The sequence below is a fragment of the Pontibacter sp. YIM B11418 genome, assembly GCF_059278805.1.
Window position 1 is genome coordinate 56,302 of sequence record NZ_JCAEMH010000001.1, and the last position, 26,420, is coordinate 82,721.

At 50.1% G+C, this 26,420-nt stretch carries 5 protein-coding genes; 2 read left to right on the top strand and 3 right to left on the bottom strand.

What is annotated here, in order from left to right; genetic code table 11:
* Window positions 1-17: 17 nt before the first annotated feature.
* Window positions 18-8,735 carry a DUF8696 domain-containing protein gene (locus AC4QZR_RS00245; RefSeq protein ID WP_494479135.1) on the bottom strand — a complete coding sequence of 2,906 codons (8,718 nt, stop codon included), beginning with the start codon at window positions 8,733-8,735 and terminating at the stop codon, window positions 18-20.
* Between the two features lie 710 nt (window positions 8,736-9,445).
* Between AC4QZR_RS00245 and AC4QZR_RS00250 the strand changes: the two genes are divergently transcribed.
* Together AC4QZR_RS00250 and AC4QZR_RS00255 are read left to right on the top strand one after the other, a co-directional pair.
* On the top strand, window positions 9,446-10,255 hold the full coding sequence (locus AC4QZR_RS00250; protein WP_494479136.1) for a PepSY domain-containing protein: 810 nt from the start codon (window positions 9,446-9,448) through the stop codon (window positions 10,253-10,255).
* A gap of 137 nt (window positions 10,256-10,392) precedes the next feature.
* The gene (locus tag AC4QZR_RS00255) at window positions 10,393-12,975 is read left to right on the top strand and encodes a M14 family metallopeptidase (protein WP_494479137.1); all 2,583 of its coding nucleotides are present in this window, start codon (window positions 10,393-10,395) and stop codon (window positions 12,973-12,975) included.
* Window positions 12,976-13,673: 698 nt separating this feature from the next.
* Here the strand turns inward: AC4QZR_RS00255 and AC4QZR_RS00260 are convergent.
* The gene (locus AC4QZR_RS00260; RefSeq protein WP_494479138.1) at window positions 13,674-14,627 is read right to left on the bottom strand and encodes a PorP/SprF family type IX secretion system membrane protein; all 954 of its coding nucleotides are present in this window, start codon (window positions 14,625-14,627) and stop codon (window positions 13,674-13,676) included.
* Window positions 14,628-14,654: 27 nt separating this feature from the next.
* Entirely contained in the window at window positions 14,655-25,634 is a 10,980-nt protein-coding gene (locus AC4QZR_RS00265; RefSeq protein WP_494479139.1) for a T9SS type B sorting domain-containing protein, read from the bottom strand.
* Window positions 25,635-26,420: the final 786 nt, after the last annotated feature.

The window sequence follows — 26,420 nt, forward strand, 5'->3', positions numbered from 1 at the left end:
TATTAAACCCTAATAGTCTATTGTTTGAGTAATTTGAAATGACTGTTGAAATCGCCCATACGGGTGGAGATGATGTACACCCCGCGCGGCAGGTTCGGATCAAGCGTGAGCTTCTCGATGTTGGTACCCTTTGCCACCTGCACGCTTCGCTGCAGCAATTGCTGGCCAGTGGCCGTGGTTACCGTAATCTGAAGTTCTCCGTCCAACTCCGCATCAATGCTCAACTCCACTTCTGAATGGAATGGGTTCGGATAAGCCTTCACCTTATTCACCGACACTTCATCGAAGTGCACAGCCTTGATGTTGAAGATCTCAAACTTACCATCCAAATCCACCTGCTTCAGTCGGTAGTAACGAACGCCCTGCTTGCCATTTTCTTTGTCCACGAAGGTATAAAGTTGCTTCAAGCTTGTCGTGTTCACCTTCGACTCCACGAAGCCCAGCGCTCTGAAGTTCTTCGCATCACTCGACACCTGCACCTCGAAGCCTTTGTTGTCCAGTTCTGAAGCCGTCGCCCAGTCTAACACGACGTTGTTGCCGCGTTTGTTAGCGTTGAAGTAGAGGAGTTCTACTGGAAGTGGGATGATTTCGCCAGGTACAAATTGTGCTAATTGACACATACCGTCGTCTGTCAATGATACTCTGGCAACAATTTCGGTACCTTGTGGAAGGCCTGTGACAGTAATAGTCTTAGATTTCCCACTAGCATACAATTCAAAATCCGCATCATCTGGTTCCTTTACATACCAGTTGTAAGTAGCGTCTGATGGAATTACTGTACTAGGCGTAGTTTTCTCAGGTATAGCTGTCAGCTCCCATTTGTCTGTCCCAACCCACTTATAAGTCATTTCTCCTATAACATCTGTTATTGCCCTAGTATCGGTCACTTTAACTGTTCCTACTAAAGGATTTACGCAGCTGGTAGTGTTATTCACTCCTCTTACTGTGTATTCTCCTGCAGGAACGTTAGCTATACTTCGGGTGCTACCGGTTCCACCGAAGGCATCGATTAATTGACTGCCTTTGTACAACTCATAGGTTACTCCGCTTTCCGGATTTTGCAGGATGACGTCAGCTCCTGTGGCATCAGTCAACGAGCAGTAGGACGGGTTGTTCAAGTTTCTGTTAGCCAATGGTAGCGGTGTTTCAGTGATGGCTACAGTACCCATAGTTGCAGTACAGGCAGCCGTTTCAGAGTATGATGCCTGTACAGTATAGTTACCCAGTGTGCTCGTAGCAGCGAAAGTCAACTCGTCTCCTGTACCTACCAGCGTCTGAATCACAGTCGTGCCGCGCAACAAGGTATAAGTTACACCTATTTCAGAGTCGGCAAGCCTAATAGGATAACTCACCGGAGAACCAGTACAGTAACTGCCACCACCCGCCACCGCGAACGGTGTTATAGCTGGTTTTACTGTAAGTGACCCTAGATTAAGTGGTATAGATTCACAGATGTTAGAGACCACTACACTTACAGGATATGTACCTGGGGTGGCTGTAACATCAGTGCCTATCGTCAGGCTTGAGGTTGTAGTATTATATGTTCGAGCATTAGGAGCTGTACCTACTGTCCAAGCATAAGACACTGCATTCACACCTGTCGAAGTTACATTGACAGAGAAAGTTTCTGAACCATTCAAACAAATGCTCGGTGTTTTAGGAGTGGCTGTGGCTGCAACGATATCATTCACTGTCATAGTAATCGTGTTCGAATTTGAACGATCCCGACACTTGCTTGTTCTGTCAAACTCTTCAATGTCTGTGTTGAAGTCGATTGACACCACATCTCCATTCTTCAGGTTTGTTGTAGTCCACTGTAGTTCCGTGTTATTACCAGTATAGGCTGTAGTGTTCATAGTTACACCGTTAACCATCCAGTTAAGCTGCAGGTTTGATGAAATCCAAGGAAAGTTCCCTTGTAGCGTCGCAGTAAATGTTACTGGTTGACCTTGGCAAACAGGATTTGGTGATGCACCAAGCGTAATGTTATAATTGGCCTGCTCAGCGGTGTAGGCTCTACTGGATAAATGTCTGTCAAAGTTTGGTCCGCATGAGCCGCCTCCAACAGTAACATACACTGCATAATAATCCAGGGAGGACAGACCTGCATTTGAGAGAGTTTTTCCATTATTACCAATCTCAGGTTGTTGGTTTTTTGTCCATTGGTAAGTAACGCCACTTGTAACTTCAGTGCCCCCTCTAACGATTGGATCGAAATATCTCCAGGCATACTGCTTTATTATATCCGGTGTATTGGCAGGAAACTCGAAGTTAGGGTTAGCGACAGGCTGTTCCTGAGGCCCTACAAGAGAACCGTCTGCACGAACCGGGTCACCAGCTGCATTGGTCAGATAAGGGTAAATCACTTCTGCATCCCTCCAAACCCGAACAGTGTGTGTTACATTATCACCTCTACAGAAAGGCTTCATAGATGAGGTAACAACTGCTTTGTAAATAGACTGAATCACTCGTACAGTTACAGGATCAGAAGTATTGCTACAGCCACCGGCAGTATAGGTATAAGTAACAGTATACGTACCTGCCCCCAGAGAGCAAGGAGAGAAGGTCGAACTAGTAGAAACTGTCTGTCCAGAAGAATTCTTGACTGTAAATGTTTTATCGGTTCCTGAGGAAGGTGATACCTGCATAGTAACCGGTGCATCACCTGTGTAATAAGTAGATGCCAGGTTTGTGATAGCCGGTTTTGCTGGCAGAGGGTTAATCCTCACATTAACCTCTCCACTAATGCTAGAACATCCACCGCCGCTCACCACTCTTCTATAGTACGTTGTAGTAGTTGAAGTCACAAACTGCACAGAAGGAGTATAAGAGGCATTTGTAGCGTTTGCAATTACAGTCCAACTTCCGGTTGTGCCAACCCGCTGCTGCCACTGGAAGTTATTGTTGAATCCTCCAGAAAGCGTTGTACCCGATTCCTGCCCAAGAGGAGCAATTGCCGCACCAGAACAAACTGTCTGAGTACCAGCGATTGAGTTGCCTGTAATTTGCGGAGTTACAGTTACCTTAATTGCTGTTGGTGTTATGCTTTCGCAACCGCCTGATGTCACTATTCTCCTGTACCAAGTGGTTGCCGTTAGATTTCCAGGGTTATAATCCTCTACGTTCGTGCTTGCAATGTCGCTGAAGCCGGCCATAGCTGACGTAGTGCTTCTCTGCCACACGAACGTGTAGGTGCCGTTGCCCCCTGTGGGTGCAGTACCATTCAGCGTGCCCGGGGAGGTGCCCGTGCAAACCGTCAGATCTGCAGTAGTTACAGTATTGTTAGCAATGACAGGGTTCACTACAACTTGTACAGCAGGTGATACGCTTTCGCAGTTTTCGGACCTCACCTCCCTTCTAAACCAAGTAGTTGCCGTTAGATTTCCAGGGTTATAATCCTCTACGTTCGTGCTTGCAATGTCGCTGAAGCCGGCCATAGCTGACGTAGTGCTTCTCTGCCACACGAACGTGTAGGTACCGTTGCCCCCTGTGGGTGCAGTACCATTCAGCGTGCCCGGGGAGGTGCCCGTGCAAATGCCTGTAACTGGCGCAGTGGTGGTGATGGTATTGTTACTAATTGTTTCAGTAACTGTTACCTTCACAGCTGTGCTGTAAGTTGTACAATTGCCTGAAGTTACTCCACGTCTGTAGTAGGTGGTATTTGCTGTAGAAGTCTGTGGTGTATATGTTGCCGAGTTAGAGTTATTGATGTTTGTCCAGCTGTTTTCCGCACCAGTTAAGCTTATCTGCCATGTGTAGGTATAACTTGCTGAGCCATCGCCTCCAGTCACAGCACCACTCAGAGCCTGACCTGGGTCGCCTTTACAATAATCCAGCTTGCCCGCAATGGTATTTTGAGTAATTGTTGGAGTAACTGTCACCTTAAACTCATTGCTCTCGTGATCTTTACAAGCTCCAGAAGAGATAATACGCTTGTAATAGAACTCTCCAGCCTGTGCCGTCGAAGGAGTTAAACTTGCTTCATTTCCATCAATTGGCCCCCAACTGCCATTTGCACCTGATTTCACTCTCCAAGAGTAGCTATAGGTTCCGTTGCCACCGCTAACAGCTCCACCAATTGCAGAGGCAGTAGCATTCTGGCAGTAGTTTGAAGTACCCGAGATGTTATTTACAATGGATGGGTTAACCGTGATCGCAATTACGTTACTCTCTTTATTCGCACAGTTTCCTGATGTTACAATACGCTTGTAGTAAGTAGTTCCGGCTACAGTTGTTACAGGTTTGTAGTCTGCAGCTGCTTCACCTGAAATTGTAGTCCATGTCCCGTTGGCTGATGCACTACTTTGCCAGGTATAGGTATAAGAATCTGAACCATTACCTCCCGTGACAGCACCTCCAATATCATCTGCTACTGCACTTTGGCAGTAAGTAGTTGTAGCAGTGCTGATGTTGTTTACAATAGTCGGTGTAACTGTTACCGCTATAACATTGCTTTCATCATTTGTGCATTGGCCAGAGCTAACCAAACGTCTGTAGTAAGTAGTACCACCATTGGCAGTTGAAGGGGTATAGGTAGCACTTGTAGAAAAGCCATCTGCAGTGGTCCATGGCCCATTCAAGCTAGCACTCTGCTGCCACTGGTAAGAGTAGGAAGTGCCATTGCCACCAGCTAGTGTAGTGCTTGTTCTCAGAGCAGAGGCAAAAGCTCCTTGGCAGTATTCTGTTGTCCCTGTTATCGTATTACCTGCTATGGCTGGCTGCACCGTAACAGTTATACTTTTTGATTGAGTAGCACAATTTGATGCAGGGTTTGTTGTAGTCAGGCTAACTACTGAGTTAGTTATTCTGCTTATAGTAGACGGAGCTGTTACAGTTATAGTTGATGTCGTAAGGCCAGCAGCGTCAACGCTGTTAGATGTTTCTGTAAAGCTAAAGCCATTGGTTACAGCCCAGGTACCTGTGCCACCGGAGTAAGTTCCGGTAACAGTAAAGGTGGTTGGTCCCTCCGTGTTCTGACAGATTGTAGTACCTTGTGTAGTTATGTTAGCAGTTGGCTGAGGCAGTACGGTTACTTCTTGTGCCTCTGATGTCCTTACACATAACTGAGTAGTCTCATCAGCCTCTCTCGTATTACTAACCAGAACCCTGTAAAACCCTGGAGTATTGGCGACATAAAAGTAACTCTCTTCGTTGCTGATAGATGTAAAATTGTTTCCATCTGTACTCTTTTGCCACTCATAGATGTAGGTCTGTCCAGTTGGAGCCTTGTTTGCTTCAAATCTCACTGAACCTCCCTGACCCTGACAAAAAGTTGTAGAACCAATAGTAGAAATAGTAGCTTTTGTAGGTACATCTGCTACTTTCACGGCAACCGTACTAGAAGTAAGCGAACATCCTTTGTCCGTAGTTACTGTAACATAATAACTACCCGTCTCTTCTGCTCTGTATTTGCTCCCAGATCCTACTGAAGTACTGCTACCTGTTCTGAACCATCGATATGTATAATCAGGTACATAGACAGCTACAAGCTCTACATAGCTATCATCACAAAATGTTGTAGGTCCTGTAGGTGTTATGGTAACATCAGGTAATGAATTAACTGTTACAGTTACAGTTTTAGCTACAGACTCACAACCATTCGTCGTGCCATACACAGTGTAGGTAGTGGTTTGGGTAGGTCTGGCAGTGACAGTAGCTCCTGTGGTGGCACTAAGGCCTGTAGCTGGATCCCAGCGATAAATAGAGGCTCCGCTCGCTGTTAAGGATACAGAACCTCCCAGGCATATCTCTTGGTCCGCAGTTACAGTTACGGTTGGCTGCTGCTTTACCGTAACAGTTTTAGTAGTTGTATTGGTACAAGTATTGCCGTCTGTAAAGCTATATTCTATAATATAAGTTCCGGCTCCTAAAGTTCTTGGATTAAAGCTAGCACCTGTGGCTACTTCTGTTCCGTTCTTCAAAATGCGGAATGAACCGCCCTGACCTGATGGTGAGCCAGCTAAAGTGATTGCCGCCTGAGATGTACAATATTCTGTGGCCAAATCTGTAGTGATACTTACAGTAGGAAGCTCATTAACAGTAGCTTTAATAGCAACACGTGCACTTTCACAACCAGTTGAACTATTGTAACTAGTTGCATAATAAGTAGTGGTTGTTGTCAGGCTAGGCGTAGTGTAAGTATTACCTTCTCCTAACGATTGGCCACCTGTAGCGCCTGAGTACCACTTTACAATTGTTCCATTACTCCCAAAATCTGCCTTAAGTGTAACAGGTCCACTGTCACAAACTTCTCCACCTGTTACAGTTGGTATTCCGGGTATTGCGCTTACTGTAACGGCTATAGGTTGTTCAGTTGTTCTAGTACACTCACCCGCTTTCACTGTTCTTCTGTAGTAGGTCGTACCTACTGTAGTCGTAGGGGGGGTATAGTCCTCCTCTTCTCCAACTACGGTCCAAGGGCTTGATCCAGTAGCACTTCGCTCCCAAGTATAGGATTTTGTGGCAGTGCCGCCTCCCGTAGCCGTGGCAGTCAATTTTGTTGCTGTTACGTTATGACAGTATGCTGTCGTGCCTGTAATTGTACCTGGCTCAAGTGCAGGTGTTACGTTGATTGTAATAGTCTGCTCGATAGACTCGCAGCCATTGGTTGTGCCGACCACAATATAAGTTGTAGTTCTGCTTGGAGTAACGGTAATCTTACTGCTGGTATTTCCTGACGGTACTCCTGTACCTGACCAAGCATAAGTAGTAGCGCCGGAAGCGGTCAACTCAATGGACTCTCCTTCACAGATTGCAGTTTTACTTGCAGATAGGTTAACAACCGGCTTTGGCTTAACTATCACCCTGGTGTTAGCGGTACCAACGCATCCGTTAGGATTGGTAACAACAACAGTGTATACACCTTCATTTTCCTCCGTAGCATTAGTTATAACAGGGAAACGCTGTGTAGAAGTGAAATTACTAGGTCCTGTCCAGGCATAGGTGTCATATGCCGTACCGTTTGACTCCAAACGAATTTCATCACCTGGGCATACGTCTGCTACTGGACTAACACTGATCACCATCTTGGGATAAACACCCACCGTTACATCTGCCTCCCCATAGCAATCAGTATTACTACCGTTACTCACTCTTAGTCTGTAAGTGTAACTCTGGATTTGAGAACCTGTATTTTCAGGTAAATTCAGTATTGGATTAGCTACATCTGTAGCTGACAGGGCATTAATAGGTGCTCCATTTACAGCAGACCAAGAGTACACATAGCCTGAAAGCGCAGCAGTTCCAGCGCCTAAAGTAGTCTCTGAACCAGAACAAACTGTTCTATCAGTACCAGCGCCAATGTTTGTAGGGAATGCCGATACTGCAACGTTTAGAGTTTGAGTGCTTCCTAGCTGACCACATGCATTCTCCGCCTGTACCGATATAGCAACATTAGAAGCTGTATTACTGAAATTTACAGTAATGGAATTGCTTGTTCCCCCCGAAACGACTGTAGCCCCAGGGCTTACAGTCCAGTTATACTTTGCCGCTCCTATCTCTGCTACTGTATAGGTAACTCCTTGAGTATTTTCACAAACAGTGTTGTCTCCTGCTATTGCACCTACATTGTATACAGGATGCACTACTAAGTTAAATGTATTGGATATGCCTCCAGATGGCGTCGGGTTAAACACGGATAATGACAGGGTACGAGCCGTGCCTAAGTCTGCTTCTGTCAGTGTAGCGGTTAATGAGGTGGTGCCTACAAAGGAAGTAGTTCTATTTGTCCCATTGATTCTCACCACTGAGCTTCTTACAAAGTTTGTACCTGTTACTGTTATGGTGTTACCACTTCTTCCTGCTGTTAAACAAGGGGACGCAGCAATTACAGTAGGAGTATTGTTATTTACGACGAAGTTATTGCTTAATACCTGCAGATTTCCATAACTCGCCTGCAACTGAAAGTTGCCGCCTTCATCTATTATAAGGTTATTAAATGTTGCTACTCCATTTGAGAGAGAAGCTATCCCTCCAGATGTAATAAGCGCAGAAGAGGGTGCACCAGATAAGCTTAAAGCAATGCTACCAGTAGCATCGGTTACAATATTGTTGAACTGGTCACGCACGGATAGGCTTGGAGAAGGAGCCATTTTAGCACCTACAGCTATTATTGATGGTTGTTGAGTAAAGGATATTGATCTGGCAACACCATGTGTCAAGGTAAGATTAGCAACCGTAGTATTTGAACCTAACCCAACTATGTTTGAATTACCTTCAATATAAACACTTCCCGCTGAAGGCAGAGCAACAATACCTGAAATAGGCTGTACTTCTATCCCACTTATTGTAACAACATCTGGACTACTGCCAGCAGAAATCCCACTTAACAAAAAGGTTAATGTTTTTCTATCGGCTGAGAGAACAGGACGAAAAGTTGACGTAGGAATATTTCCCCCTGAGTTTGCTACAAGTGCAACACTCGTTTGACTATTTGGGTTAAACTGCCAATTGCCCGTTGCTTTGATTATTAAGTTATAGCTTGCGCCGCTTCCTCCTGCCCCTGTAAAATCTTTTCCATCTTGTTCTCTGATGACTACATTTCCTATTGGAACAAAGGATGGAGAAATTGCATCAGCTGCTTGATCTACTGTAGCACTTAAGTTAACAGCTGTAATAGGCTGTATAGCCGCCATCAAATACACAGAACCAGCCAGAATCATCAGGCTGGTGAGGGCGATTACAAACTTCTTAGATTGGGTAACACTACTGATCAATCGTGTAAAATTCTTTCTCATATACTCAAAGGTTAAGGTGAGCGAAGAGCACACTATTAGGGTTTCGGTGCCTGTTTTCGGTTACAAAGGGCAATAGGGGTCATGCGAAGGCTCAATTGGAGCTTCGGAAGGAGGAGCAGGTTTCTTTTAGAGAGTTACCTGGTAAAAAATTAGGCTGTTGCTGGCCCAGCAGGCGCAGTTAGCCGGGCTTTGTCACTGAGGTGGGGGAATGAAGGGTACTGATGAGCCAGGTAACGCTGACTCGCATAGACCAACTGCTTTGAACAGGTGTGGTCCTGGCAAACTTTCGGCTAAATTACTCACAGGCTTTACTATTTAGGGTAGCGTACTGAACTCATGATACCTTTATTAAATATAAAAGTTTCATACTTTAGGTATAAAAATAATAAATTTTAATAAAAAAAGTTTAATTTATTAAAATAATAATCTAATAAATTGCACTGTTGTTTACCCCATGTTAAACACTTAACACTTAAAGGAATTCACGAAGCAGGCTCTGTAAGCCAAAAAACCCTAAATATGAATACTTATATATAGGATATCTTAAGTTTAAATTGCACTGTTTTCCTTGGTATTACTCCTAAGAACTTCAGGATAAGTACGCTACTTAAAACTCATGCTAAATCAAAGGTCTGCTACGCCCCGGGCATAAGTTGCATTTGTAAGGAGTGTTTCCATGCTGTATATTGATAACCCGTACAACATACTTTATGAAGAGAACGACCCATCTCCGCATCCGCAAAACGCATCGCTATTTGGGACTTGTCACAGGTATACAATTTGTTATGTGGACAATCGGCGGTATCTATTTCAGCTTCAGCGACATAGACGAGATCCACGGCGACCATCAGCGAAGGCCTGGTGGTATGGTTCTTCAGCGTGATCTGGAACTAGTCACGCCTGCTGAGGTGATGGCTCAACTGCCTGGCACCGCTATGATAACCTCGCTCAAACTTATCGACATCCTGGGCGCGCCGCATTACCAGATCATTTATCATGCGCCTGATGATCACGCTGCACATGGAGCTGTAAACGATCATGGTCAGGTGGCCCGTACCCAACTCGCTGTAGCTGCAACCGGAGAACTGCGCCCTGCCCTGAACGAACAGGAAGCCACAGAACTTGCCCGACAGAGCTTCGTGGATTCAGTTGCGGTGGCCAAAGTAGAGTACATCACGCAGGAGAATATGAACGGCCACCATGAGTACCGTGGCAGTGCCCTGCCAGCCTGGGCTATCACCATGGAGCACCCTACTCAAACCACCGTGTATGTGGCAGCTGAGCAAGGCGTGGTAACCAAATTCCGGAACAACAAGTGGCGCGTGTTCGACTTCCTCTGGATGCTGCACACCATGGATTACCAGGGCCGCGACAACTTCGGCAATCTGCTCCTGCGGGTATTTTCCATTGCCGGCATCGTGACCATACTTTCAGGCTTTGCACTCTATTTTGTGAGCAGTGGCGCACGTCGTCATAAGGCACCTAATTCGGATAAGCGCAGGCGATCTATAAACGGTTAATCGGCATCAACTGAGAATGTTCGACTGTTCAAGCCTTTTCCCCATCAGGAGGGCTTTTATTTTTGGAAAAGGCGAGGCAAAAGGGGAAATTGCATAGCTAACCTACTATCACGATCACCCTTAAAACAACCGTACCCATGAAAAAAATCTACGCGCTCGCCACGGCGGCACTGGTCTTTCTTAGCCAGTGGACAATGGCGCAGACAGATCTCTCCTACTACCTCCCGCAGGATGTGACTTACAACAAAGAGTTTCCTACCCCCAAAGACATCCTGGGCTACAACGTAGGCGAGTGGCATGTGAGTCACGACCAACTGGCGATGTACATGCGGCAAATGGCGGAGCTTTCTGACCGTATCACCATCGAGGAGTATGCACGCACCCACGAAAACCGTCCGCTATACCTGCTCACCATTACCTCCCCCGAAAACCACAAAAACATCCAGCGCATCAAGGAGCAGCACCGTCAGCTGACTGACCCAAATGCATCCGGCAAGCTTGACATCAAGAATATGCCGGGCGTGGTGTGGATGGGTTACAGCGTGCACGGTAATGAACCGAGTGGCAGCAATGCTTCTTTGCTGGCTGTTTACCATCTGGCCGCCGCGCAAGGACCTGAAATCGACAAGCTGCTCAGCGAAACCGTTATTCTAATCGACCCTTCCATCAACCCGGACGGACTGAACCGTTTTGCCAGCTGGGTGAACACGCACCGTGGTAAAAACCTGGTGACTGACCCTAACAGCGAGGAGTTTGCCGAAGCCTGGCCACGTGGCCGCACCAACCACTACTGGTTTGACCTGAACCGCGACTGGTTGCCGCTGCAACACCCAGAGTCTAGAGGCAGACTGGTGAAATTCCATGAGTGGAAGCCTAACGTGCTGACCGACCACCACGAAATGGGCACCAACTCTACTTTCTTTTTCCAGCCAGGTATACCGAGCCGCAACCACCCGCTCACGCCTGCAAAAAACTACGACCTGACTAAGAAGATTGCCGGCTTCCATGCCAAGGCACTCGACAAGATCGGTTCGTTCTACTATACCGAGGAAAGTTTCGATGACTTTTACTACGGCAAAGGCTCTACTTATCCGGATGTGAATGGTGCCATCGGCATCTTGTTTGAGCAGGCAAGCTCCAGAGGTCATGCGCAGGAGAGCGTGAACGGCGTGCTGACTTTCCCTTTCACCATCCGCAACCAGTTCACGACTACCCTCTCGACTTTGGAGGCGGTGCAGAACATGCGCGAAGAACTGCTCAGCCATCAGCGTGACTTTTACCGCGATGCCCTGAAAGAGTCCGCCAAAGCTCCGCTCGGCGGCTATGTGTTCAGTGCCGAAAAAGACCCGGCCCGCGCTTATCACCTGGCTGAGATCATCCACCAGCACCAGATTGACATCTACCGCCCGAAGGAAAAAATCACGATCAATAACGTGACCTATACCCCAGAGAACAGCTACATTGTGCCTACCAATCAGCCGCAGTATAAGCTGATCGAAGGTATGTTTGAGCGCCGCACCTCGTTCCAGGACAGCCTGTTCTACGACGTATCCGCCTGGACGCTGCCGCTTGCTTTCAACCTGGAGCACGCCAACCTGACATCACGACAATTTAAAAGCAACATGCTGGGCCAGAAGCTCGCTTCCATTGACTTCCCGGCAGGACAGGTAGTGGGCGGCAACAGTGCTTATGCCTATGCTTTTGAGTGGCACGGCTATTATGCTCCAAAAGCCCTCAACACGCTCTTTAATCATGGTTTGCAGACCAGAGTGGCCACCAATAAGTTCACCGCCGAAGGCAAGCAGTTCGACTACGGCACTATCCTTATACCTGTAATGGGCCAGCCAGTTAGTGCCGAGCGCATACACGAATTGATGGCGCAGATCGCGAAAGACAACGGCATCACGGTGCACGCCATGAACACCGGATTTACGGAGGGCATTAACCTCGGAAGTCCGGGCATCTATACCTTGCAGCAACCGAAGTTGGCCATGCTGATTGGTGATGGCGTGAACAGCAATGATGCCGGCGAAGCCTGGCACCTGCTCGACCACCGTTTCGATATCAACACCAGCCTGGTGAATGCTGAGTCTGTGAACCGCATTGACCTGAGTCGTTACAATGTGATCGTGATGGCGGATGGCTCTTATGGCAGCATTTCGGAGATCGGCAAAACGAGACTGCGCACCTGGGTGCAGCAGGGCGGCACACTGGTAGGTATGGGCAATGCCACCCGTTGGCTTGCGTATAACAAGATCGGTAACTTCAATTTCAAACAAGGTGAGTTGGCTGATACGGCCCGCCTTCCATACGCCAGCATGAGCAACACGACCGGTGCGCAGGTGATAGGCGGTGCCATTTTTGAAACAAACCTCGATTTGAGCCATCCGCTGGGCTATGGCTACTACAACAGCAAACTGCCCGTGTTCCGCGACAACCGTTTGTTCATGGAGCCAAGCAAGAGCCCTTATGCTAACCCTGTGGTGTATACTGCCAATCCGCTGCTGAGCGGTTACATCTCAAAACCAAACCTGAAGCAGTTAGGCAATACGGCCGCTATTTCGGTTTCAGCTTTGGGCGGTGGTAAAGTGATCGGCATGACGGACAACCCAAATTTCCGCGCCTTCTGGTTCGGCACCAACAAGTTGTTCCTCAACAGCATCTTCTTCGGCCAGATCATCAGCGGAGGTTCCGCTCGTGCTGAGGAAGCTGCGCATTAATAAGGTATAGACTATCCAATAAAAGGGTCGGTGCATGTGCACCGGCTTTTTTCATTGGTTATGCTTGAGGTAGCACTGAGCCCCCTCCTCAATAGGGAAAGCATTTTCGCCATTGCTATTTTTGATGTATAGCTGCGTAGTCTAAGTCAGTGCTCTTGCACGATTAACACACCCCTGCCCCTCTCAAGAGGGGAATTCCCGCTGTTGCCCCTAGACAGGTATAAGCTTCGTAGGTATAGCTCTTCTATACCGGGTCCAACCACCCCTAACTCCTCCTTATCCAAGGCGGGGAATCTGTAATTGCCATTCCAAGGTATAAGGTTTGTAGCAGATGACCACTGTCAGGTATAGCAAGAGTAACTTGCCCCGGAAGCGATGAAACAAATCACTTGTGCCAGGTGCACTTTTCGGCGCTCCACTGTTCGAGCGTTCAGCGAGTTTGGAGCGCCTTGATTTTTTTTGCTTACTTTTTTCATCAAGGAAAAAAGTGAGTGCCCGCCGCACAGGCGAAGCTATACCACAAAACTAGTTGCTATACCTGCCGCAGAGGCGAAGCTATAAAACAACATATGTTGCTATACCTGCAACATGATCTGCTTCAAAATGGAAAGAGCTATGCATCATAAACTATTCCTTAAAACAGAAGGGCCAGCACAAATGCGCTGGCCTTTCTGTTTTGTGAACGATGAACTTGGGACTTATTTGAAGCGGTAGCCTAACACAATTTCATGAGAACCTGCACTATGGTGGCGCACAGGCGACACGGTGATGTCGTAGGTATAGCTCAGCTGGAACTGCTCCTGAAACTGCACGCCTACCAAGCCTACAATGGCATCCTGGGTGCGGTAAGAGATACCAGCCCATACCTGATCGTCGTACACTGTTTTCTGGCGGCGCTTGCTCATGTGGTAGGCGGCTTTCGCGTTAAAGTCGGCCTGAATCGGAGCACCCTGCACGTACTTGAGCAAAGCTGAAGGCATCAGGCGGACCTTGTCGTGCACATCGAAGTTATACCCACCAGACACAAACAAGTGGCGCGACAGGCGGCTTACTTCTTCTCCCCCATCCACTTCGTGTATCTTGTTGCCAAGCACCTGAAACAGGGAAACGCCGAAGTAAAAATCCTCTGAGTGCATGAACGTGCCGAGCGTCAGATCTGGCATAAAAGCATCTACACGGCCATGGTTGGTCACGGGGTCACGCTCATTGGAGCCGTCTGCCAGGCGCACCTTGGCCGGGTCGAAACGGAACTGCTGGAAACCGGCAGAAAAGCCAGACGATAGGAATATCTTGCGGTTCAGCGGCACATGGTACGCGTAAGAAGCCAGCGCACCGGTACGCGTGGTTGGACCTGTCTGGTCGGTGTAGACCATACCGCCTGCCCCATGGAAGCCCTGTGCCTTGCGGCTTCGCTTCAGGTGCTTGTTGAACAAAGCTCCCTCTCCACTCACATAAAAGGTTTTTGGAGCTCCCTCAAAGCCAACCCACTGGTTGCGATAGCCCATTTTGATGCTTACATCCTTCTCAAACCCGGCTACTGCCGGGTTGAGAATGAAGTAATTGGTCATGTACTGTGAGTAAAGGGCTTTCTGCTGGGCCGATGCGGTGAAGGCGATCAGCAGGAAGCAGAGAATTAATATATTATTTTTCATAACGGTCTCTTTCTAAAATGGCGAAACTTAACGCATGATGGTCACTGATGTCTTGACAGCCGGCGTATCGTCACCGAACTCGATGATGGCGTAGTAGGTACCGTCTGGCAGTCGTTTGCCCTTGTTCGTACCATCCCACTCGTTGCCATATCCTTTCGACTCGAAAACCGGGCTACCCCAGCGGTTGTAAACCGTTACGCGGCAGTTAGGGTAAGTTTCCGGCAGGTTGCGGATCACCCACGTGTCGTTGATACCGTCGCCGTTTGGTGTGAAACCGTTCGGAATATCGAGTTCGCCGAGGCTTGTTACATCAAACTCGACTTCTGTGATACAGCCATTGGCATCGCGTACCTTCAGGTAGTGCTTACCGCCGCGCAGGTTCAGGAACTCAGACTCGTTTACAAACTCTGCTCCGTTTAATGAGTAGACATAAGGCGCCGTACCTCCACTGATCGCGCTTACTTTGGCGCTGCCTGAGTTAGGCTTACCCGGCATACCATCGTTCACAGTCATCTCTACTTGCAGTGCAGCCGGTTCTGTGATGTCTACAGCACCCAACGTAATGGTGCAAGTAGAAGAGAAGCGGGTTACCACCTGGTAAGTACCTTTGGCCAGTCCCGTGAACTCCGGTGTTTTCTGGAAGGTCTTGCCGTTGTCGATGCTGTACTCTGTGTTCGCGTCGCCACCGGTCGCCTCTATCAGGATTGTACCATTCTTGTCGCCGAAGCAGTTGATGTGACTAACCTGCGCTACTTTGCTGGAGAGACCAACCACTGTTACCGGAACTGAGAAGGTACAGCCTTTGGCATCTTTAACGATCAAGGTATAGCTGCCGGCCGCTACGTTTGCCAGTGTGGCTGAAGCAGAGAAGTTAGTACCATCGAGTGAGTAGGTATAAGGAGCCGTGCCACCTGTTACTCCCGTCACAACAACCTCACCGGCTTTGTCACCACAAGTAGCAGCAGAAACCGTGAACTTCGCGTCGGTCAGCATCGGGCTGTTCTGCAGGGTCACTTTCTGGATCTGCGTACAGCCGCTGGCGTCTTTCACCGTCACCTGGTACTCACCTTCAGCCAAGCCAGTAAAGTTTGGCTCAGACACAAAGTTGGTTCCGTCGATGCTGTAGGTATAAGGAGCTGTTCCACCCACAATTTCGCTGATGGCGATGCGGCCGTTGCGTTCCCCGCAGCTGGCATCGGTGCCTGTCGCCGTGAAGCTTTCTACACCGCCACTAGACGTTACCGCTTGCTCTACCGTAATGGCACAGCCTTCGGCGTCTTTGATCGTGATGGTATAAGCACCTGCTGCCAGGTTAGCGAAAGTAGCCGAAGTCTGGAAGCTGCCACCGTTCAGGCTGTAGGTATAAGGGGCTGTGCCACCATCTACTGCCGTTACTGTGATCGAACCGTTCGTCTCGCCGCAGGCAGCTTTGTTTGCTGTAAGCGTCGCTTCTTTCGGACCTTTCTGGCCAACTGTCACAGTTGTTACTGCGCTGCAGCCATTAGCATCCTTCACCGTCACTTCGTACTCACCCGCAGCCAGCGATGCAAAAGCAGCTGAAGCCTGGAAATTCTCGCCGTTGATGGAGTAGGTATAAGGAGCTACACCGCCTGTAACTTGCGCTACTGTAATGGCTCCGTCATTCGCGTCGCAGGAAGCAGCGGTTGTGTTTGCAGTCAGATCGGAAGGACCCGCTACGTTGTCTACCACTACTTTCTTGTCGATTGTGCAGCCGTTGGCGTCTTTAACTGTGATGGTATGCTCACCTGCCGCTACTGAAGTAAAGGCCGCGTCGCTCTGGAAAGCTCCGCCGTTCAGGCTGTAGGTATAAGGAGCTGTTCCGCCTTTTACACCGCTTGCTACAATGCCGCCGTTGGCTTCGCCGCAGGTTGCCGTAGAGGCCGTCAGCGCAAACTCAGTCGGACCGGCAATGTTCTCGATCACCACCGCTTTGCTGAAGGTACAGCCGTTGGCGTCTTTGATGTAAACCGTGTGGTTGCCTGCCGCCATACCTGTCAGTTCAGCTGTAGGCTGGTAAGTTGAACCGTCCTTACTGTAGGTATAAGGGGCTCTGCCGCCAGTCACCGTACCTACTGTCACGCTACCATTGCTGGCACCGCAGGTAGAGGCTCTGGTTGTCGTGGCAAATCCTTCCGGACCGTCGGCGTTCGTTACCGTCACTGCTTTCGCGAAGGTACAGCCGTTGGCATCCTTCACCGTCACCTGGTACTCGCCAGCAGCTAAGCTTGTGAAGCTGGCTGATGTCTGGAAGTTGGTACCGTTGATGCTATAGGTATAAGGAGCTGTTCCGCCTGTTATATTGCCGACACTGATCTGTCCGTTGCTGTTGCCGCAGGTGGTGTTCTGGGCTGAAGCGGTCAGGTCGGATGGGCCAGCCACATCGCTGATCGTAATTGTCTCGGTGTGCGTACAGTCGTTGGCGTCTTTTACTGTGATGGTGTACTCTCCTGCCATCAGACCTGAGAAGCTGGCTGCGCTCTGGAAAGCGCCGCCGTTCAGGCTGTAGGTATAAGGAGCCACACCGCCGTTTACTGACGTGATTCGGATGCTGCCGTTGTCGCTGCCGCAAGTTGAGTTGCTGTTAGAGGCCACAAAGCTGCCCGGACCGTCTTTCTCAACTTTCACCGTAGTCGTCGTTTCGCAACCGTTGGCGTCACGCACCGTCAGGGTATACTCTCCCGAGGCCAGTGCTGTGAATGCTGTGCCAGACTGGAAGGCACCACCTTTCAGGCTATAGGTATAAGGGGCCGTGCCACCTGTTACCGTGCCCGCTGTGATGCGGCCGTCGTTGTCAGCACAGGTTGCCGCTTGCGCGCTCGCCGCTACCGCAGAAGGACCTGCGATATCCGTTACCGTGAAGGCTTTGGCAAACGTACATCCGTTGGCATCTTTTACCGTGATGGTATGGCTTCCGGCCAGTAGACCTGTGAAGGTAGCCGCCGCCTGGAAGTTCACACCATCGATGGAGTAAGAATAAGCTCCCGTTCCACCTGAAACATTCGTCACCGTCAGTTCACCGTTTGCCGCACCGCAGGTAGAGGCTTTAGTAGAAACAGTCAGGTCAGCAGGACCAGCGATGTTGTCAACTACGATCTCTTTGCTGAAAGTACAGCCGTTGGCATCCTTCACAGTCACCGTATGTTTTCCGGCCAGCACACCTTCGAAAGTAGTGCCTTGCTGGAAGTTAGTACCGTCGGTGCTGTAGGTATAGCCACCTGCCACACCAGTTACGCCGGTCACGCTGATCGTGCCGTTGGCGCTGCCGCAGGTAGAAGCAGTGCTGGCCAGCGTCATGTCGCTTGGACCAGGCACATCTTCTATCGTCACTTCTTTCGAAATCACGCAGCCATTGGCATCTTTCACCGTGATCGTGTGCTCGCCTGCCAGTAGACCGGTCAGGGTAGCTGATTCCTGGAAGTTCACGCCGTCTTTGCTGTAGGTATAAGGTGCTGTGCCTTCTGTTACGTCACCCACTGTTACGGTTCCGTTCGCACGACCGCAGCTCGAAGACTGGGACGTTGCTACAAAGTCAGACGGACCCGGGATGTTCTCCAGTGTAACTGACTGGGTATAGGTACAGCCATTGGCGTCTTTCACCGTCACCTGGTAGGCTCCGGCAGTCAGAGAGGCAAAAATAGTTGCACTCTGGAAGTTGGCACCGTCGATGCTGTAGGTATAAGGAGCCGTTCCGCCGGTCACGCCATTGATGGCGAACGAAGCGTTTGCATCACCGCAAGTGCTGGCTTTCGGCGCAATAGCCAGTGCCGACGGACCCGCGATGTCGCTCACCTGCACCTGTGCAGCGTAGGTACAGCCTTTCGCGTCCTTCACCGTGATGGTGTGCGTTCCGGCCACAAAGCCAGTCAGCGTAGCCGAAGCCTGGAAGGTCGTGCCATCCTTGCTATAGGTATAAGGAGCAAATCCACCGGTTACTTCACCCACTGTGATCGTGCCGTTGTTGCTTCCGCAGGTAGTGGCAGTGGTTGTAGCAGCGAAGTTGGTTGGGATGTTCTTGGTTACACTAACTGTTCTGGTTATTGTACAGCCGTTGGCATCTTTCACCGTCAGGGTATAGCTTCCGGAGGCAAGGCCTGTGAAAGAAGTGCCTGTCTGGAAAGTGGTACCGTTGATGCTGTAGGTATACGGCGCTACACCGTCTGTCACAGCACCTGCCGTGATGGAGCCATCGTTGTCAGCACAACTTGCTGCACCCGATGTGACCGCCACTGCAGTAGGTCCGCCAGTGTTTATGATTGTAAAGGATTTCGCGAAGACACAGCCGTTGGCGTCTTTCACTGTGATGGTGTGCGAACCCGCTCCAAATCCGGTGAGCGTCAGTTCTGTCTGGAAGTTCACTCCGTCTTTGCTGTACTGGTAAGGAGCCGTTCCGCCCGTTGTGCCTGTGATGGTCAGTTCGCCGTTTGCCGCGCCGCAGGTAGAAGCTTTGGCAGTGGCTACCAGGTCAGATGGACCAGCAACATCATTCACTGTGATCTCTCTGCTCAGGGTACAGCCGTTGGCATCTTTTACCGTCACGGTATACTTTCCTGCCAACACCGACTCAAAGCTGGTTCCGGCCTGGTAAGTTGTACCGTTGATCGAGTAGGTATACGGGGCTGTTCCACCGGTCACGCCATTCACGGTTACCACACCGTTGGCGCTGCCGCAGGTAGAAGCCGTGCTGGCCAGTGTCAGTTCGCTTGGTCCCGGGATGTCAGTTACTTCGATGGTTTTGGCAACCAAGCAACCGTTTTTATCTTTCACGGTGATGGTATACTCGCCTGCTGCCAGCGAACCGAAGTTGGCTGATGTCTGGAAGTTAGTACCATCCTTGCTATAGGTATAAGGAGCCGTGCCACCTACCACATCGCTGATGCTGAGGGTTGCGTTGCTGTTTCCGCAAGTGGACGAAGCACCAGCCAGTGTGAAGTCAGATGGTCCGGCGATATCCTGCACTGCTACCGTTACCGTACCGATACAGCCATTCGCATCTTTCACTGAAACTGCGTACTCCCCTGCCTTTACATTGGCAAAAGTAGTCGTGCTCTGGAAAGTCGTGCCGTCGATGCTGTAGGTATAAGGGGCTACGCCACCAGTTACCGCTCCCACCGAAATGCTGCCGTTGTTGGCACCGCAGGTAGTGGCTTTGGTCGAGGCTGTGAACTGCGGACCTGCCACATTTTCCAGCGTAACCGACTTGGTGAAGGTACAGCCTTTTGTATCACGCACTGTTATGCGGTGAGCGCCTGCTGCCAGTCCGGTGAAGGTAGTGCCTGACTGGAAGCTGCCGTTGTTGATGCTATAGGTATAGGCACCCGTACCACCCATAACCGTGCCCACTGTTATGCTACCGTCACTGCGACCGCAGGTGGATGGCACTGTCGTGTGAGCGAAGTTGGTTGGAACATTCTCGTCTACTGTAACAGCGCGTGTCACGATACAGCCGTTGGCATCTTTTGCCGACAAGGTATAGCTTCCGGAAGCCAAGCCTGTGAAAGCTGTGCCTGTCTGGAAAGTCGTGCCGTCGATCGAGAAGGTATAAGGCGCTGTTCCGCCTGTTACCGCACCGGCTGTGATCGAGCCGTCGTCGTCATTACAACTGGCTGGCGTAGCCGAAGCTGCCACTGCCGTTGGACCGCCGATATTGGCTACCGTAACTGACTTGGTGAAAGTACAGCCGTTGGCGTCTTTTACAGTTATGGTGTGCGTGCCTGCTGCAAAGCCAGTCAGGGTTGTTTCAGCTTGGAAGTTCACACCGTCCTTGCTGTAGGTATAGCCTGAAGTACCGCCTGTTACGCCAGTTACTGTAATCTCCCCGTTGCTGGTGCCGCAGGTAGTCGCTTTGGTAGTAGCAGTCAGGTCAGTTGGTCCGGCGATATCATCTACTACAATCGCTTTGCTGAACGTACAGCCGTTGGCGTCTTTTACCGTGATGGTATAAGTACCCGCCAGCACCGTTCCGAAAGAAGCTGTAGCCTGGAAGTTGTTGCCATCTATACTATAGGTATAAGGAGCCGTGCCGCCTACTACATTGTTCACAGAAACAGAACCGTTCGCGCTGCCGCAGGTAGAGGCTTTCGAAGCAAGCGTCAGATCGGATGGACCGGCGATGTCAGTCACTTCCACCTCTCGGGTAGCTGTACAGCCGTTGGCGTCTTTCACTGCAATCGTGTAAGTGCCAGTCACCAGATTTGTAAAGCTTGTGCCACTCTGGAAAGTACCGCCGTTGATGCTGTAGGTATAAGGGGTCGTACCGCCATTTACCTCGCTCACGCTGATGCGTCCGTTGCTCGCGCCGCAGGTAGAGGCCTGCGCTGTAGCCGTAAAGTTCGGACCGGCAATGTTACTTACTGCCACGTCTTTGGCAAAGGTACAGCCGTTGGCATCACGCACCGAGATGCTGTACGTGCCCTCCGCCAGGCCAGTGAATGTAGCCGAAGTCTGGAAAGTGCCGCCATTGATGCTGTAAGCATAAGGCTCTACGCCGCCGCTCACATTCGTCACCGTCAGTTGTCCGTTCGGGTTACCGCAAGTCGATGAAGTGGCAGAGGCAGTCAGATTAGATGGACCGGCCAAATCACTCACTGCAATCTGGCGTGCGATGATACAGCCTTTCGCGTCCTTCACCGTAATGGTGTGCGTTCCGGCTACAAAGCCAGTCAGCGTGGATGAAGTCTGGAAAGTCGTACCGTCTTTGCTGTAGGTATAAGGAGCAAACCCGCCCGTTACCGTACCCACTGTGATCGAGCCGTTGTTGCTTCCGCAGGTAGAGGCTGTGGTAGTAGTGGCGAAGTTGGTCGGGATGTTCTTGTTGATAGTCACGGCTCTGGTCACGATACAGCCGTTGTCATCTTTCGCCGTCAAGGTATAGCTTCCTGAGGCGAGGCCGGTGAAAGCCGTTCCAGACTGGAAAGTAGTACCGTTGATGGAGTAGGTATAAGGAGCCTTGCCGCCCGTTACCGCACCCGCCGTAATCGTACCGTCGTTATTGGCACAGCTCGCCGCAGCCGAAGTAGCCGCCACCGCTGTAGGACCAGCCACATTGGTCAGTGTGAACGACTTGGCAATGATACAGCCGTTAGCGTCCTTCACCGTGATAGTATGAGCACCTTGGGCCAAGCCTGTGAAGGTGGCTGAGGTCTGGAAGTTTACACCATCTTTGCTGTAGGTATAGCTCGTGGTGTTGCCCGTCACGCCAGTCACTGTGATTTCTCCGTTTGCCGCACCGCAAGTGGTCGCCTTTAACGTGGCCGAGAAATTAGTTGGGCCGGCAATGTTGGTAACAGCTATCTGTTTCGCAACAGTACAGCCGTTTTTGTCTTTTACTGTAATGGTGTACGTGCCTTCAGCCAAAGCTCCAAAAGTAGTTGAGGCCTGGAAGTTAGTGCCGTCCTTGCTATAAGTATAACCGGATGTGCCACCCGTTACAGCACCTACTACGATGGAGCCGTTGCTGGCACCGCAAGTAGCTGTATTGGCTGTCAGCACAAAATCTGTTGGTCCGGCTACGTCTTCCACCACCACATCTTTCGCGAAAGTACAACCCTTCGCATCCTTTACAGCGATATTGTAAGTACCCGCTCTCAGCGTTCCGAAGTTGTTAGACGTCTGGAACGTTCCGCCATTTATGCTATAGGTATAGCCTGAAGTACCGCCAGCAACAGCTGTTACCCGGATACTGCCGTTGTTGCGACCGCAAGAGGTTGTGGTTACAGAAGCCGTAAAATTAGAAGGGCCAGCTACATCCGTCACCACTACTGCTTCGGTGTACGTACAGCCATTGGCATCTTTCACGGTTACATTGTAGGTTCTGGCAGTTAGTGTAGTGAAAGTAGCGGATGCCTGGAAGTTAGTGCCGTCTATACTATAGGTATAACCATCTTTTCCACCCGTCACACCCGTTACCGTAAGTGCACCATTCGGATTACCGCAGCTCGATGCCGTTGCAGACGTTACCAGGTCAGTAGGACCTGCTTCGTTACTAACCGCTATCTGGCGCGACACCACACAACCCTTTGAGTCTTTCACCCAAACAGTATGCGTAGTGGCGGAGAAGCCGCTTAGTGTCGGGCTGTTCTGATAGGTTACGTTGTCTTTACTATAGGTATAGGTACCTGAACCGCCTGTTACCGTACCCACCGTGATCGTACCGTTGCTGTTGCCGCAGGTAGATGGGTCAGTCGTGAAGGCGAAGGTAGTCGGCACGTTCGTACCCACCGTTACCGAGCGGGTCACGGTACAACCATTGGCATCCTTCGCTGTTACAGTGTAAGGTCCTGCAGCAAGTCCGCTAAACACCTTACCAGCCTGGAAAGTAGTGCCGTTGATGGAGTAAGTCATGGTGCCGGTACCGCCTGTCACGGTTCCTACTGTAATGGTACCGTCGTTGTTGCGGCAGCTGGCAGCCTGTGCAGTAGCCGTTACCGCCGTTGGACCGGCCACATTGGTCAGCGTGAAGGTTCTGGAGAAACGGCAGTTGTTGACGTCTTTTACGGTAATGGTATGGTTGCCTATAGCCAGGCCAGAGAAAACAGCTGAAGCCTGAAAGTTCACACCGTCTTTGCTGTAGGTATAGGTACCCGTTCCGCCGGTCACGCCCGTTACTGTGATCTGACCATTGGCAGCACCACAGGTGGTGTTGTCCACAGTGGCGGCAAAGTTACTAGGGCCTGCCACATCGCCTACTGTTACTTCTTTTGTGAACGTACAGCCGTTAACGTCTTTTACGGTGATGCTATACCTGTCGGCACGCAAACCGGAGAAGACATTGGAGTTCTGGAAGCTACCGCCGTTGATGGCATAGGTCTTGGTGCCCGTTCCGCCGGTTATAGTTCCTACTGTAATGCTACCGTTTGTGCCGCCGCAAGTAGAGGATGCTGCTGTGAAAGCAAAATCAGATGGGCCTGGTACGTTGGTGATGGCGATTTGCTTGGAGAAAGTACAGCCACGCGCATCCTGCACCGTGATGGTGTAGGTTCCGGCTGCAAAGCCAGTCAGGGTCGCATCGTCCTGGAACGTAGTGCCGTTTCTGCTATACTTATAAGGAGACACACCGCCCACAATGTTGCTCACCAGCACGCTACCATTCGGATTGCCGCAAGTGGCTGCAGTCGGAGTCAGCGTGAAGTCTGTTGGCATCACCTGCTCTACTCGTACTGAAGTAGTTACAGTACAGCCATTGGTATCACGGGCCGTTAAGGTATAGTTACCGGAAGCAAGACCTGTAAAAGTAGTGCCTGCCTGGAACGTAGTGCCGTTGATGGAGTACTCCTTCGCGCCTGTGCCGCCTGTTACAGCTCCTGCTGTAATGGTACCGTCGTTGTTGCGGCAGCTGGCAGAAGTGGAAGTAGCCGCTACTGCTGTAGGACCGGCCACATTCGTCAGCGTAACAGACTTGGAGAAAGTACAGCCGTTGGCATCCTGTACCGATACATTATAAGTACCTGCAGCCAGGCCTGTAAAGGTGGCTGATGACCGGTAAACTCCTCCGTTAATAGAATAAGTGAAGGTTTTGTTTCCGCTGGAAACCACGTTGCTTACCACGATCTGCCCGTTGCTGTTGCCACAAGTTGAAGAAGTTGGCGTAGCGGTGAAGTTCGTTGGGCCTGGTATATTCTGCACCGTCACTGATTTGCTCAGTACGCAGCCTTTCGAATCTCTCACCCAAACCGTGTGTGTACCGGCAGTAAAGCCGGTGAGTATTGTAGATGCCTGGTAGGTTTGGCCATTTTTACTGTACTCCAGTGCGCCTACACCTCCTACTACACCGGAGATCGTTACAGTACCGTTCGGATTGCCGCAGGTAGAGGAGGCAGGTGTAGCTGTAAAGTTGGTGATGGAAGCCTGCGCCACTGTTACCGAAGTGGTTACAATACAGCCATTGGCATCCTTTGCCGTCAGAGTATAGTCGCCGGAAGCGAGACCCGTGAAGGTAGTACCTGCCTGGAAATTGGTGCCGTTGATGGAGTAGGTTTTGGTTCCTGTACCGCCCGTTACCGCACCCGCTGTGATCGAGCCGTCGTTGTTGCGGCAGCTGGCAGGGTTTGAGGTGGCTGCTACGGCCGTTGGACCTGGTGCATTGGTCAGCGTGAAGGACTTAGCGACTGTACAGCCATTGGCGTCTTTCACAGTGATGGTGTGTGATCCAACCGCTAGACCGGTAAAGGTGTTGGAAGTCTGGAAGTTCACGCCGTCCTTGCTGTAGGTATAGGCGGCCGTTCCGCCTGTCACATTGTTCACAATGATCCGCCCATTGGCATTACCGCAAGTCGTGTTCGTTGGTGTGGCCGTGAAGTCAGCCGGACCGTTTACCTGCGTTACGGTAAACGACTGTGTAATCGAACAGCCTTTTTCATCCGTTACAATTACCGAGTAAGCCCCTGCCGAAAGACCGTTGATCGTAGCTGTTGTCGCACCGTTGCTCCAGCGGTAGCCCAAGGCGCCCTGCGCACCCGTTACGTTTGCCGTGATGGTGCCTAACGTGCCGTTACAGATCACGGGGGTGCCTGTCAGTTTCACCTCCATGTTATAGAAGGTGATGCGCGTTGTACTGCGCACTGGCGAACAGTTGCCGTTGCCTGTTGACTCCAGCGTAAGCGTGACAGCCCCGGCAGCGATATCAGCAGCTGATGGCGTGTAAATTGCTTTCAGATCATCCCGGTTAGAGAAAGTACCGCTACCACTTGTGCTCCAACGGCCTCCGAGGGCTGCTGTCACAGTACCGGCCAGCTGCACCGTGCCTGAAGAACAAACCAGTTGATCTGCACCGGCGTTCGCAGTAAGGTTGGTCACGACTTCTACGGTGGCCGAGAACTCTTTACAGTTGATATTATTAGAGTTTTTTGGAACCGCTGCGAATTTGTATGTGCCAATGGCATTCGCCGTGTATGCAATATTATTGCCAACAACGCTTCCATCAGGTCCATACCAGAAGTAGTCAAAACCAGCTGCCTGATCGCCACTTGTTACGCTTCCTGTAAGTTGCACACTGCTTCCTCCCGGACAGATAATGGCTGGTTGGGGCCCAACGGTGACGACGGGTTCGGGATAAAAGTATACTCTAATCTCATCGTAGTGAGAAGAAGTAATAGCGCACTCACTTGGAATAACTGAGCCACTAACTCTGTAATCTACATATTCCGGGGCTGTTTCATCTGGTGTAACTGTGGGATTTAGAATATTTACATCACTCAAAAACTTTTCGAACCCACGTCCAGATATATCTTGCCAAACAATTTTATCATCATCCAGAAAAGTGGCTGGTGCCCTAAGTTGGGCGGAACAACCACCTACTACAGAGATATCGCCCTGTGGTTCAAAGGCACCAATCGACCTGAATGTATATCTATTCGCATTACCACCTGGCTTACAGGAAGATATTTTAAGAGTGCCCGTGTTAACAATACAAACTAAATCATTCGCATTTTTTATACTTCCTTTATCACAATTAATAATATAAGTCATGGAGCCAGAACCGCCATCCACTTTCACTTCTATCTGGCCAGCGTCTTTATGTAACTTTACAATAAACTCAATACAGTTATTGCCTGCACAGTTACTACCACTTCTTTTGACAGGCAGCGTTGTAACTTCTTTATTTGGATGTTCAGACAAGTCCACATCAACTATAGGGACTGTTCCCTGCGCAAACACGTCAGGGGATGCTACCAGCTGTAACATCCCTAAGAGTAAAATCGCAAGAAGGTGGGAAATTTTTTGAGTAAAGTTTATTTCCATACAGGCTGGGTTAGTGTTTCAACTGATACAAGGGTC